The following is a 14,197-nucleotide window of genomic DNA, read 5'->3' as shown; positions in this document are numbered from 1 at the left end:
ATTTTGCAGTAAGAAACTACTGAGAATCAATCAGGTATAGTGTAGTGCTAATAGAAGATTGACATTGGTGTGTTATCAATATTTAAGGCTGGTTGGAGGTGTGGAAGCAAATTTTGCTTCCACACTTTTGAGTTGCTTCCACAGCACTTGTAATACCGATGAATAAAGGAATACAAGGAGTGGGTGGAAGTGTGGAAGCAGAAATGATGAAAACTCTTATGAAGAAACAACAGTTGTCTTGATTATTTGGCTAATCACAAAGTTTTGAGTTTACTGTTTTTTGAAGCTATTGAAATATTCTTTTACATAGACTTTAGTACTTTCGCTAATAAAATGACAATGTAGAGTAAATGCTTCATCGAAAGCAGTTAGGATGATAGATGTTGACAAAAGATATTCTTCATATAAGAGAAATAATCATTTAAAATCTTTAAGCAACGTATTAACTTTATGATATACATATGATAACCAAGTCATTAATTCAACAAATAGTATCACAGCAGTAAGGTTTTATGCATTGTACCCCTATACACATACCTTGTGAGAAAGGAAATTTCGCTATAGTGATTTCTATTACATGGTATAATTGCTTGATTATTAATAAAATAAAAGAGTTGTAGTTCCGCGAAAACTTTGGTGATTTCGTACATTGGTATGCAGACTCAAGAGGTTGATATTAAGCCGAATATAAAAGTATTCATGCGTTCCGATTCTGAGATGCTTGATGAGGTAATGGTGGTAGCTTACGGTACAGCAAAGAAGTCTGCTTTTACAGGTTCAGCCTCTGTGATCAAGTCTGAGACATTGGAGAAACGTCAGGTCTCCAACTTATCGAATGCACTTTCCGGTACTGTATCTGGTGTGCAGACACAAAGTACAAATGGCCAGCCGGGTACGAGTGCGACAGTTCGTATTCGCGGTATCGGTTCTATGTATGCCAGCAACAATCCTCTGTATGTAGTGGATGGTATTCCTTATGAAGGAGATATCTCCGCTGTCAATTCACAAGATATTGAATCAATGACCGTATTGAAAGATGCCGCAGCTGCTGCCTTGTATGGTGCACGTGGTGCAAACGGTGTTATTTTGGTTACTACAAAGAAAGGTAAGAGCGGTGATACGCAGATTTCTTTAGACGCCCGTTGGGGAGTCAACTCCCGCTTAGTGAAAAACTATGATGTATTGCAGAATGCAAATACCTATATGGAGACTGCATATTCTGCTTTGTATAACGGATACCTATATAATAGCGGATATACAGCAGAACGGGCTTATCAATTGGCCAATGCAGACTTGTTTCCAAAGCTGGGCTACCAAGTTTATACCATACCTGATGGACAATATCTTATTGGCCGGAACGGCAAGTTGAACCCTTATGCAACTCTGGGATATAGTGACGGTGACTATTATTATACACCGGATAACTGGTCTGATGAGATGTTCCAAAGTAATTTGCGCCAAGAGTATAATCTTAGTGTTTCTGGTGGTTCGGACAAATTAAGCTACTATCTGTCTGCCAGTTATTTGAATGATGAAGGTATTATTGAAAATTCAGGTTTCGAACGTATCTCCACTCGTATGAACGTGGATTATCAGGCTAAAAAGTGGTTGAAGCTCGGAGTTAATCTTAGCTATTCAAATGTAACAAGCCGTTCACCGGGCGATCAGGATACCGATGCTGCTACTTCTTCCGGTAATGCGTTCTTTGTTGGTAACTTTATCGCACCAATCTATCCGATGTATGTACGGAATGCAGACGGCAGTTTCCAATATAATGCCAATACTGGCTATCATGTATATGACTATGGTGATGGTTCAAGTACAAACTTCACCCGTAATTTTATGAGCATGTCCAATCCTATGAGCGGTTTCCTTTATGATACTGAAAAATATCTGATGGATATTCTGAATGGGAAATGGTATGCAAAGATTGATATCATTGACGGTTTGTCATTGACAGCTTCTTTGGGCTTGCATATTGACAACACACGCCAGCATAGTGTGGGTAACAAGTATTATGGTCAGTCGGCTTCCTATGGCGGTTCTGTTATGCAATACTCCTCACGCGTTTATTCGCTTGACCAACAATATCTGTTGAATTACAAAAAGACATTCGGCAACCATAACTTGGATATTCTTGCCGGCTATGAAAGTATGGACTTCAACACGGAAAGTCACTATATTTTAGGATATAACATGTATAGTGACAAGAACTGGACTGCATCTAATGTTATCGACCGCAAGAATGGTTCTGGCAGTTACAATGAATATGCCACAATCGGTATCATTACACGTGCCAGCTACGATTTCAATGAAAAATATTATGGTAGTGTTTCTTATCGTCGTGATGCTTCTTCACGCTTCCATCCGGATAACCGTTGGGGTAACTTCTGGAGTGTGAGTGCAGCATGGGATATGGCAAAAGAAAACTTTATCAGTCAATACGATTGGATCAACATGCTGAAGCTGAAGGCTTCTTTCGGTCAGCAGGGTAATGACAACCTCTATTATAAGGGATATACAAACTACTATCCGTATCTGGATCAGTTCACGGTTAGCGGGTCTGACGGTGTATTCTCTGATGGTGTGCTCTACTACAAGGGGAGCAAAGATATCACTTGGGAAACATCCAATTCATTCAATGTAGGTGTGGATTTCGCTCTTTTGGGAGGACGTATTGACGGTACAATCGAATACTTCAACCGCCAGACTAAGGATATGTTGTATTATAAACCGGTAGCGATGTCTAACGGTTATACCCAACTTCCTATGAATATCGGTTCGGTACGCAACTCCGGTGTGGAAATTGAATTGAACTATACTCCTATTGAAACTAATGATTTAAAGTGGGTGATCAATTGGAATGGAACATTGATGAAAAATAAGATTCTTGAGCTGCATCCGGATTTGAAAGGAGAGATGATTGATGGTTCCTATATTTATCGTGAAGGTGAATCTTTGTACCAGATGTATTTGACAAAATATGCAGGGGTAGATCCTGATTCCGGCGAAGCTCTGTATTGGGCAAAGGACGAAAACGGTGTAGAGTATAAGGATAAAGATTGGTCTGCTGCCTACAATTCCAATAGACAAGCTTCCGGTGACCTGTTGCCTACTATCTATGGCGGTGTCGGTACAACATTGGAGTTCCGTGGCTTTGATTTCTCCATCCAGTGTGCTTATCAGTTGGGTGGTACGATTTATGATAGTGGCTATCAAGCTTTCATGCATGGCGGTGACTCCCACTACATGGGATATAACTGGCACAAGGATATCTTGAATGCATGGACACCGGAGAATAGAAATACCAATATTCCGCGTGTAGATGCCATTGATAAATACACCAACTCTTCATCAGACCGTTGGTTGACAAGTTCTGATTATTTCTCTATCAACAACATCACCCTGGGCTATACTTTACCTAAGAGATGGTTGAGAAGTCTGGGTATCGGAAGCTTGCGTATTTACGGTGCGGCTGACAATGTGGCTCTTTTCTCTGCCCGTAAAGGGCTTGATCCACGTATGAGCTACACAACAGCTTCTACAGATAGATATACGCCTATACGTACTATTTCCGGCGGTTTGAAAGTAACATTCTGATAATAGTTCAATAATAAAATACAGAAAAAATATGAAGAAATTATATAAGATAACACCGTATGTTATGCTCGGTTTGATGGTAGCTGGATGTACAGATCTGGATACAGAACCGCTGAGTTCGACTATTACATCTAACCAAAAGGAAGAAGTTGTTGAATCTGATCCTTCCAGATTGGAAGCCAGCGTAGCAGCCGTGGCTGCAAATTTCACCCAATATGCCAAAATCTACACAGAAGATGACAATGTGCATAGTGATATAGGTTATCCGACCATTATGCTGGCCACGGAATCAAGAGGTACGGACATGGTGGCAGATATTACTGGTTATAACTGGTATTCCAATTCAGCCGATTACAGTGACTGCTTGAATACAAGTACAGCTACCATTGAATTCTGGGGTACATTGTACAATCAGATTTTTACAGCCAATAACGTAATCGGTACTGTAGATAACGAAACTGAAGATCCTACGTTACAATATTATCTGGCGCAGGCATTAGCTGTCCGTGCTTTTGACTATTTTACGTTGATACAGTTGTATCAGTTCAATTACAAAGGACATGAGAGCGCTATGGGTATGCCTTTGATTACAGAGCAGAATGCAACAGAAGTTGCAGCCAATGGCTGCGCCCGTTCTACTGTGCAAGAAACTTATGATTTTATCTTGGCAGACCTGAATAAAGCTATTGAGCTGCTGACAGCCACTACAAAAGAACGTGATGACAAGCGCTATGTCAGCTTGGATGTCGCTTACGGTATCCGTGCCCGTGTCTATCTGGCAATGCACAACTATGCGGAAGCTTTAAAGGATGCGGAAGCTGCACTGGCCAAAACTACTGCCACTCCATACTCCCGTGCTGATGTAAGCAAGCCTTCATTCATTAATATCGAAGACAATTCATGGATGTGGGGTATCTTGATTACAGAACAGGACCGTGTAAGTACAACCGGTATTTGTAATTTCCCTTCACATATGGGCTCTTTGAATTATGGTTATGCTTCTGTAGGTGGATGGCGTAGAATCAGTCCGAAACTCTATAGTGAGATTCCTGCCAGTGATGTCCGCAAGGGATGGTTCCTGAACGGTGAAGGTGTATCTGCCAATTTGCCTGCTGCGGCCCAAACATACATTACTGGGAAAAAGGCACCTGCCTATACACAAGTAAAGTATGGGGTGCTGAATGACCAATGGGGAACTGACAACAATGCTACGGATATAATATTGATGCGTGTTGAGGAAATGTATCTTATCAAGGCTGAGGCACAAGCTATGAGTGGTAATGTTAGTGGCGGTGTATCTACCCTTAACTCGTTTGTTACTGCATATCGTGACCCGTCTTATCAGTGTACAGCCACTACACCGGAAGCTGTGCAGGAAGCTGTTTGGCAACAACGTCGTCTTGAATTCTGGGGAGAAGGTATGGCATATTTTGATATTATGCGTCTGAACAAGGGAGTCAACCGTTTAGGCTGCGGCTTCCCGACTACTGCCGTATTTAATATTACAGCAGGTGATCCGGTTCAGATTTACAGTATTCCTAATAAGGAAGTACAATATAACCCATTATTGGAGAACAATCCGCTGGTTTCGGCACCTACACCAATACCTGATGTAGAATAATGTATATGTTAACTATTAAAAATATGGAATATGAAATATATAAATAAGATACTTAGTCTGTTTGTCATCGCACTGATAGCTACCTCTTGCGATCCTGATGCAGAAAGTTATACTCCGGGTGAACTGGAAGACGGTAATCAAGGCATCTGCTTTGTGGGCAATTACACCCAAACAGTGGAAGTTGAGCCGGGAATAACCTCTTTTGATTTAACTTTGACACGCTCCTTGACAGATGCTGCCGGTACGGTTGATGTTACTGTGATAAATAATGAAGAGAATATATTTGTATGCCCTTCCACTGTATCATTTGCTGCTGGAGAGAAAACAGCCAAGTTGACAGTTGAAACACCGTCAGCTGCCGAGGGTATCACTTATAATCTACAACTGGCTTTGAGTGGTAATGATGTCAGCAACTATTCTTCCGGATACCATGAAATATCAGTAAATTTTGCTATCTTGAAGTGGGAATCTATCGGTACCGGATACTATTTGGACGGTACAGTTGCTAATTTCTTTGGCGTAGATCCGTCTGTTCCGATGGCTGTGGAAATTGAAAAAACTACAACTGCTACCAGTACACGTTTCCGTTTTGACAGTCCGTTTGCCAAAGTTGCGACTGCACAAGATGAGGTTGGCGGTTTCAACGGTTATCCCTTTAATGAAGAGGCTGATGTAGTTCCAGGTGAATATACTTTCGTAATTGATGTGACTAAAGAAGGTGCTTCTTTGAAACCGGTTCAATATGGTATGGATTGGGGATATGGTATGTTCAGCGGTGGTTCTGTATATGGCAACCTATCTACTAATATAAATTCTTATCCTTTGGGAGTTTATAATGAAAAGGCCGGTAGTATTACCTTCCCAGCCAATTCGTTGTACGTAAGTATGGCTGACTATCAAGACGGTGGTGCATATCCTTGTACCAACCCGTCTTATCTCTACTTGAGTGCGGAAGCATACCTTAACTCTTTGGAGACAGAGTAATTTGAAAATTAAAAAAATTACATAAGAAAAGCCGGTTCACACAAAGGGCCGGCTTTTTACTTTAAATATTGATTCGTAGAGATTGAATCGTTAATTTACAGTTTTTCTTTATCCTCTGCCAACAAAAAGTTTCGCAGTGAAATCTGTTTAATTCCTTTGTAATTTCCCCCGCTTTGCATTTCATCCATTGTTACCACATATTTGGGGTAATTGTCTGCTATTTCCAAAAGATTGCCAAATTCTCGCCTAACAGTTGCATCATCGGGAAGCATATACGCTACTTGAATATAGATTTTATGGTCGTCTTTGGAAGCAATGAAATCAATTTCTTTATTACCACTCTTTCCGACATATACTTCATATCCATATCTTAACAAATCAATGCATACTACATTTTCCATTAACTTGTTGATGTCTTTTCGAAAATCGAAATGCTGTATGGAATTATGCAATCCTAAATCTTCAAAATAATATTTCTCACCAATCTCAAAGATTTTCATCCCTTGGATTTCAGCTCGTTGAATTTTGTAAATAAAGAAACTATTGCACAGTGCCTTTAGATAGTTCAGAATTGTCTGCGTAGGAATGTTGACGTGTTGCGACTTTAAATATTTACTAATATTCTGGGCAGAAAAAAAAGAACCGGTATTATCTATCAGATAAGCTACGAGATTTTCCAAAAAAGAGACATTCCGGATTGATTCACGTGCAACCACATCTTTTAGTAGGATAGTAGAATAAACGTTTCTCAAATACTCGAATATGACATTCTTGTCCATTGTTAGATTATGAATGTAGGGCATACCTCCGAATGTAAGATAGAGTTTTAGACTTTCGGTGGAGTCTTGGCATTGATTGAAAGTTAAGAATTCCCCATAGCTAAGTGAATGAATGGGAAATTCTATATATCTTCCTGCCAATTGAGTAGCAAGTTCACTGGATAGCATTTTAGCATTACTTCCGGTGCAATAGATATCGCATTTATTTTCATTCAATAAACTCCGCAGACACAATTGGAATTCTTCAATCTCTTGGATTTCATCTACAAAGAGATAGTTATGATTATGCCCAGTAACCTTCCTTAAAACATATTGATAAAGATCCATGTAGTTCCTAATTTCCGTGAAGGAAAGTTGCTCTTTATCTACAAAAATAATATTGGCTTCCGGTATGTTTTTCTTTATGATATCTGATATCTGTAAAAGAATGTAGCTTTTACCTATCCTACGTTGGCCGGTTATTACTTTTATTATACTTTTATCAATAAACGGTTCAATTCTCTTTATGTATAAAGGACGGGAGATATAATTTTTCATATTCAAACATGATTTAGTTTATATACAAAGATATAAAATATTTCAATTATAATTGAATCTTGCCGTATATATTATATATTCATCAATTATAAATAGCATATGTAAAGCAAATATTTCTCAACAAAAAAATATTTTGGAACTTTCATGGATAAAATTTATCTTTCAAGATAAATTCCTCTATATAATCTATCGTTATTCTTGAATAAAAAACATTTATTGGGTTAATTAGTACATCACCAATTAAAAGAGTAGAATGAAATGTTACAATAACGCGCTCATTATCAGCTTTTAATTATTCAAAACGGTATGAAATGGGTACTTCGAGCCACTTACCTCCCTTTGCCATATACCTTTATAGATAATATACAATAGAATAAACTCTGTTCTATAGCAAACGTAAACAATTGTTTTTTAGCAATATACACTTATTGTAGTTCCGCGAAAACTTTGGTGATTTCGTATATTGGTATGCAGACGCAGGAAGTGGCGATTAAGCCGAGTGTAAAGGTGACAATGAGAAGCAATGCAGAAGCTTTGGATGAGGTTGTGGTAGTGGCATACGGTACTGCTAAAAAAGAATCGTTGACCGGTTCTATCTCGGTGGTTGACAATAAGAAAATAGAGAAGCGCATCACAACCAGCGTAACCGGTGCACTTGAAGGTGCCGCACCGGGTGTACAAGTGAACAATACATATGGTGAACCCGGTTCTGCCCCCAGCATCCGTATCCGTGGTTTTGGTACATTGGTTTCAGGTGCTTCAGATCCTCTGTATGTAGTGGACGGAGTCCCTTTCGATGGAAACATGGCCGAACTAAACTCTAATGATATTGAAAGCATGTCCATCTTGAAAGATGCTGCTTCGGCTGCATTATACGGTAACCGTGCTGCCAACGGTGTTGTCATCATTACAACCAAGAGCGGACGAAACACTCATAAACCGAGTATTACGCTGCAAATGAATCAAGGTATGTATAACAGAGGTATTCCCGAGTACGACCGTCTGGATGCAGACCGCTGGATGGAAGCTACCTGGATGGCCAAGAAGAATGCCATGATGAGCAATGCCGGCATGTCGGCAAGCGATGCTGCCGCATATGCCACGGGACACGTGGTTAGTGAATCTATCGGTCGTAATATCTACAATGCCGCTGGTGATAAGTTGTTTGACAATAACGGAAAACTGATTGCCACTCGCTTGGCTGGCTATGACGACTTGGACTGGCAGAATGCCATCGAACGCACGGGACACCGTCAGGAATACAATCTTTCCGCCGCCACTTCGGGAGAGAAATACAACGTGTATTCTTCCATAGGCTACTTGAATGAGAAAGGATATGTAAAAGCCACAGGTTACGAACGTTTCTCCGGGCGTATCAACACTACTTATACACCTAACAAGTGGTTCAAGGGTGGCGTGAACTTGACTGGCTCGTGGACCAAGCGTGACTATAACAGTAATGCCAGTGGCAACTATTACGCCAATCCGTTCTACATTACTCGTTATATGGCTCCGGTCTATCCGTTGTTTATGCACAATGCCGACGGTACATACCAACTGGATGCCGATGGTAACAAAATTTATGACACCACTTCATCTTATCTGAGTAACCGCAACATCGCTTACGAAATGTTGTATAATAAGCAGGAAAGTGTGCGTAACGTATTGGGCGGACAAGCTTTTGCCACCATCTCGTTGCCGTATGGACTTTCATTAACTGTAAAAGGTGACCTGAACAACAGCACTTCGAACAATAAGAAATATGACAATCCCGAAATTGGAGACGGTGCTACGAATGGCGGTCGTTTGACAAGTTATGCCTACCAATACAAGACTGTAACCTTGCAGGAAATTCTGAGCTGGAACTATCAATTTAATCAGGTACACAACGTGGAAGCTATGGTGGCTCACGAGAACTATAGTTGGGAGCGCAAGTACACTTCCGGAATGAACACCGGTATGGCTGTAGACGGAAACCTTACTATGGGCAATTTCCTTAACAACTCTTATTTTTCCGGAAGTGATGATGAGGACAAGACGGAGTCTTATCTGGCACGCGTAAAGTATAATTATGACAACCGTTATTTCGTAGAAGGTTCGTTCCGTCGTGACGGTTCCTCACGCTTCCACAAGGACAATCGCTGGGGTAACTTCTATTCTGTTGGTGCCAGCTGGAACATGAAACAAGAAGCTTTCTTGCAAGATGTAGATTGGGTGGATGCCTTGAAGTTGCGCGCGTCCTATGGTGAAGTCGGTAACAATATGGGCGTAAGCCTTTATGGTCACATGGCTCTTTATACCATTGACAAGAACGGTGGTGAAGCCGCTTTGGTAAAACAATCACTTTCAGCACCGGACATCAAGTGGGAAACTACACAGACGGTGGATGTTGCCGTAGAGGGGCGTCTGTTCAACCGTCTGAACTTCCAAATAGGCTATTTCGACAAACGTTCCAAAGACCTGCTGTTTGAGGTACGCCTACCGCTTTCTGCCGGTTCTTATCCTTGGGTCGATGATACTGCCCCGATGAACCTGACGCAATACAAGAATATCGGTACCGTGTCCAACCGTGGCTGGGAAATCTCTTTGAATGCCGATGTCATCAACAACAATGACTGGAAATGGAACATCGGCGCAGACGCTACTTTCCTGAAGAATAAAATCGTGAAACTGCCCGATGGAAAGGACATCTTGCATGGTATGCAAAACTACTCCGAAGGACACTCCATCTACGAATGGTACACTTACCACTTCGAAGGTGTGGACCAGATGACCGGTACTTCTCTCTATACACTGGATCCGGACAAGAAAGCCGCCGCCCAAGAAGCCGGTGCATTGACTACCATCAACGGTACGGACTATGCTACCGCGACTTCATACGCCAAACGTGACTGGGCCGGCAGCGCACTTCCTACGGTTTACGGTTCTATCAGCTCAGCTCTTTCTTGGAAAAACTGGGATTTGAACATGCTGTTTACTTATTCTTTAGGCGGTAAAACATACGATGGTAGCTATGCCAGCTTGATGGGTGTGTCTGAATCCGGTGCTGCCGGCAGCGCTTACCACAAGGACATCCTGAATTCTTGGAAAGAAGTTCCTGCGGGAATGACAGAAACTTCTGCCAATCGCATTGATCCGAATGGAACTCCGCGCGCCGACTTTTACAAATCGTCCGACCTGAATGCCACCAGCGACCGTTGGCTGACAAGCTCTTCTTACTTCGTATTCAAGAACCTGAACCTCTCCTACAGCTTGCCCAAGCGTTGGCTGAAAAGTGTAGGTATAGAAGGCCTTTCGCTGACTGCCGGTGTAGAGAACCTTTTTACATTGACTTCACGCAAAGGATTGAATCCGCAGTATTCCTTCAACGGAGGTTCGGACGATACGTATGTGACAGCCCGTGTTTATAACTTCGGACTGACTGTGAAATTCTAAAGGTATAACCATATAATTTGTATTAGAAATGAAAAAGATTATCAATAAATTGTTCGCAGGAAGCCTATTGGCAGGTATGATGCTGGTGTCTTCTTGCGCCGGTGACTATCTGGATACAGCACCTACAGACTCAACCGGAGCAACCGATGCCGTAGGTACCACGGCCAATGCCATGAAGGCATTGAACGGTATCGCCAAAATCATGACAACACAACACTCCTATTTTGGAGGTGGATTTGCTGGTGAGAACAACATAATGATTCAGTATGAAAGCTACCCGAGTGAAAATTACAATTACAACCTCTACGCATCCGGTTGGTCTCCTATCTTCAATCAAGAGTTCCACACACGTGCCAACTCCATTTACGATGCTTACGCATGGTATTACTATTATACCATAGCAGGTAATGCCAACACCATTCTTGCCAATATAGACAATGCCGAAGGTACGGAAGCGGAAAGGGATTTTGTCAAGGCATCTGCACTGACTTTTCGTGCATACGCTTTCGAAAAACTGGTACACTATTATTGCTGGCGCTGGCAAGATTCCAACAATGGTGCTTCGCAGGGGATAGTACTTCGTTTGGACGAATCTACCGGTGGACAAGGTTATGCCACATTAGCTGAAACATACGCACAGATTTATAAAGATTTGGATGAAGCCATCATGCTGTTTGAGCAAAGCGGTATGGACCGTAATGCCTCACAAGTATGGATGCCGAACATCAATGTGGCACATGCCATCTACGCCCGTGCCGCTCTTACCAAGCAAGATTATACCAAAGCATTGACAGAAGCCAAGCTGGCTCGTCAGAACTACCCACTTATGAGCAATGCGGAATATCATGCAGGGTTCTGTAATCCGACTAGTGAATGGATTTTCGGAAGTTTTGGTAGCTCACAAGAGAATAATTGGTATTGGAGTTATGGTACTCAATATGCATGTAACGGATATTATGCGAGCACTCAACAGACCGGTGCAGGCTCTATCGGTCGTGAACTGATTAATCGCATTCCCAACGACGATGCTCGTAAGGCACTGTTCCTAACCGAAGACAAATTCCCCGGCTATAACTTCAATGACGGTTCAGCCATGGATTTAGGCTACGGCATTCTTGGAATGGGAGATGATGAGAAAAAAGCAGATGCTCTTTGGGAAGAAGCAGCTGCCTATTGCCAGAAAATGGCGGTCAGTGGCCTGGAAGCTCCTTATCAGGCTGGTTATATGTATCTGGGGGGACAACTGAAGTTTTATGTATTCGACACTCCGGGCGTCAGCTACCTGCCTTTCATCCGTTCATCGGAAATGGTATTGGTAGAGGCAGAGGCTAATTATTTCTTGAATGACGAGACTGCTGCTCGTGCCGCACTGGTAGAACTGAATGCCACTTCCGGACGTAATCCTGAATACACTTGCGACAAGAGTGGCGAAGCTCTTTGGAATGAAATTATGGACTATCGCGAATTGGAACTCTGGGGTGAAGGTTTTGCATGGAGCGACTACAAGAGATGGAACCGCGACATAGTCCGTCACAGTTTTGCCGAAGGTGGTAATGCTCACATTTCCGTTGCAAAAACCATTCCTGCCTCCGGTGTCAACAAATGGACATGGGATGTACCTTTGAATGAAACTGATTACAACGATGAGTTGAATCTTGGAGGAAAATAATTCTACCGGAATTATTCTATAAATAAAGTGTTTTTTGAGAGAGGGGATGCTATAAAGCATTCCCTCTGTTATTAGAGGAGAACAATAAAAGCGTTTCCACACTATTCTCAGGATATTTGCCTGCCATTTGGTATTCATCAATGATCACTAGAGGGGAGGGCTATCTATATAGCGCAAGTGGGAAAGGCAAGTACTTTGCTCCACCTCAATTCGTAAAACGTACTTTGGTAAACAGATATTTCATCAAGAAGAAAATAAGGATAGATGATATGTGAGAAATGTGGAGTTCTCAAAAGAGTCCTGTACTTCTCATACCTGCGGAACAATCAACTTTTAAAAAACAATAACTATCAATTATCCATAATCTTATAAAAATATCGTATGTTTGCAATTAGATAAATGCATGAATATGGATTCTAAAAAACAGCTCTACATCATTAGTGGTTGTAATGGTGCTGGTAAGACTACGGCATCTTACACTGTGCTACCGGATGTTCTGGAATGCAAGGAGTTTGTTAATGCAGATGAAATAGCTCGTGGATTATCTCCTTTCAATCCCGAAAGTATGGCTATTGAAGCCGGACGGTTGATGTTACAAAGGATTAATGAATTGCTGAGAAATCAACAAAACTTTTCTATAGAAACCACACTTGCCACAAGAACTTACACCCGCCTTGTCCATCGTGCGCAAGAGCAAGGATATAAAGTCAATTTAATATATTTCTGGTTGAGTTCGCCCGACTTGGCTATTCAGCGTGTAGCCCAACGTGTACGTAATGGTGGGCACGACATTCCCAAAGAGGTTGTGATTCGGCGTTATCAAGCAGGTATCAATAACTTTTTCAATATTTATATGCCCTGTGTGGACTATTGGCTATTGGCAGATAATAGCGAGACACCCCGTATTATTGTTGCTGAAGGCGGACGGGGGATGGAGATGCATATACATCATATTGAACGATTTAATAAAATACAAAGTTATGTCAGAGAATGAAAGAAAAGAACTGAGCGAAAAGTTACATTTCGGTTTGGCATTAGCCGAACGCCGTATGCTTGAAGAAAAAGCATTGCGCAATGAATGCATTATACAAGGCTTGCCCAATGGAGAAATTAAAAGTGTACCTGCACGTATCATGCTGCGTAAACTTTATGGAGAAGAACTGAAACAATAGGAGTATCCTTTCTTCAATAAGCAGCAAACCTGGATTGCCCGCACGATATGAGAGCTAGAGTGGGTCACAAAAGCATATTCTGCATTTCCTGATTATGATAAAAATATCTCCACCCAAGCGACGTAATTTCATGTAGACTATATTTTCTCATAATAGGTATTCCTCATCAGAAAAATATAATCCCAAACAAGAAACCAAAAACATTGTTTACTACATAAATCTTTGGGGAATTAAAGAACTAAACCTTGACTGAACAATCGTTTTTCCATCCGAAAAGGGCAGGTTTACATTTTTGACATACTTCCAATAGTAGTTTTTCGCAGTTACAGAGTTCTTTACTTCAATTACTTTTGTATTTGGAATAAACAAACGGATATCTCCATTTAAAATAAGGACAATT

General features: G+C 41.3%; 8 protein-coding genes. 7 read left to right on the top strand and 1 reads right to left on the bottom strand.

The features are described 5' to 3' along the window. Positions 1-633 precede the first annotated feature (633 nt). Genes DWZ03_RS11850 through DWZ03_RS11840 form a run of 3 tightly spaced genes read left to right on the top strand, consistent with a single transcriptional unit; the run spans position 634 to position 6,205 of the window. On the top strand, positions 634-3,600 hold the full coding sequence (locus tag DWZ03_RS11850; protein ID WP_081027245.1) for a SusC/RagA family TonB-linked outer membrane protein: 2,967 nt from the start codon (positions 634-636) through the stop codon (positions 3,598-3,600). A 31-nt stretch (positions 3,601-3,631) separates the two neighbouring features. Further along, on the top strand, positions 3,632-5,221 hold the full coding sequence (locus DWZ03_RS11845; RefSeq protein ID WP_117713634.1) for a RagB/SusD family nutrient uptake outer membrane protein: 1,590 nt from the start codon (positions 3,632-3,634) through the stop codon (positions 5,219-5,221). A gap of 30 nt (positions 5,222-5,251) precedes the next feature. Continuing rightward, positions 5,252-6,205 carry a hypothetical protein gene (locus DWZ03_RS11840; RefSeq protein ID WP_005824271.1) on the top strand — a complete coding sequence of 318 codons (954 nt, stop codon included), beginning with the start codon at positions 5,252-5,254 and terminating at the stop codon, positions 6,203-6,205. Positions 6,206-6,300: 95 nt separating this feature from the next. On the opposite strand, the gene DWZ03_RS11835 is transcribed toward DWZ03_RS11840, so the two are convergent. Then, a complete protein-coding gene (locus DWZ03_RS11835; RefSeq protein WP_120130172.1) occupies positions 6,301-7,521 on the bottom strand; it encodes an ATP-binding protein in 1,221 nt (406 codons plus the stop codon). A 417-nt stretch (positions 7,522-7,938) separates the two neighbouring features. On the opposite strand from DWZ03_RS11835, the gene DWZ03_RS11830 reads away from it, so the two are divergent. The 4 genes from DWZ03_RS11830 (at position 7,939) to DWZ03_RS11815 (ending at position 13,797) form a co-directional block, all read left to right on the top strand. Continuing rightward, a complete protein-coding gene (locus tag DWZ03_RS11830; protein WP_262483733.1) occupies positions 7,939-10,956 on the top strand; it encodes a SusC/RagA family TonB-linked outer membrane protein in 3,018 nt (1,005 codons plus the stop codon). 28 nt (positions 10,957-10,984) lie between these two features. Continuing rightward, positions 10,985-12,625 (top strand): RagB/SusD family nutrient uptake outer membrane protein, encoded by a 1,641-nt coding sequence (locus tag DWZ03_RS11825; protein WP_044468828.1) that lies wholly within the window; start codon positions 10,985-10,987, stop codon positions 12,623-12,625. Between the two features lie 409 nt (positions 12,626-13,034). Continuing rightward, entirely contained in the window at positions 13,035-13,619 is a 585-nt protein-coding gene (locus DWZ03_RS11820) for a zeta toxin family protein (RefSeq protein ID WP_034523328.1), read from the top strand. Beyond that, complete coding sequence (locus DWZ03_RS11815; RefSeq protein ID WP_005835040.1) at positions 13,606-13,797, top strand: hypothetical protein; 192 nt, start codon at positions 13,606-13,608, stop codon at positions 13,795-13,797. Before DWZ03_RS11820 ends, DWZ03_RS11815 begins: the two co-directional genes overlap by 14 nt. The last annotated feature ends 400 nt before the right edge of the window (positions 13,798-14,197 follow it).

It is taken from the genome of Bacteroides sp. AF29-11 (assembly GCF_003602895.1).
GTDB classification, from domain to species: domain Bacteria; phylum Bacteroidota; class Bacteroidia; order Bacteroidales; family Bacteroidaceae; genus Bacteroides; species Bacteroides uniformis.
The sequence above is the reverse complement of the archived record's forward strand: the minus strand, read 5'-3'. Positions and strand labels throughout refer to the sequence as shown.

Excerpts from the sequence above, each read along its gene's own strand:
- DWZ03_RS11840 (WP_005824271.1), top strand. The coding sequence starts at position 5,252 with ATGAAATATATAAATAAGATACTTAGTCTGTTTGTCATCGCACTGATA.
- DWZ03_RS11820 (WP_034523328.1), top strand. The coding sequence starts at position 13,035 with ATGGATTCTAAAAAACAGCTCTACATCATTAGTGGTTGTAATGGTGCT.
- DWZ03_RS11815 (WP_005835040.1), top strand. The coding sequence starts at position 13,606 with ATGTCAGAGAATGAAAGAAAAGAACTGAGCGAAAAGTTACATTTCGGT.
- DWZ03_RS11825 (WP_044468828.1), top strand. The coding sequence starts at position 10,985 with ATGAAAAAGATTATCAATAAATTGTTCGCAGGAAGCCTATTGGCAGGT.
- DWZ03_RS11845 (WP_117713634.1), top strand. The coding sequence starts at position 3,632 with ATGAAGAAATTATATAAGATAACACCGTATGTTATGCTCGGTTTGATG.
- DWZ03_RS11835 (WP_120130172.1), bottom strand. The coding sequence starts at position 7,521 with ATGAAAAATTATATCTCCCGTCCTTTATACATAAAGAGAATTGAACCG.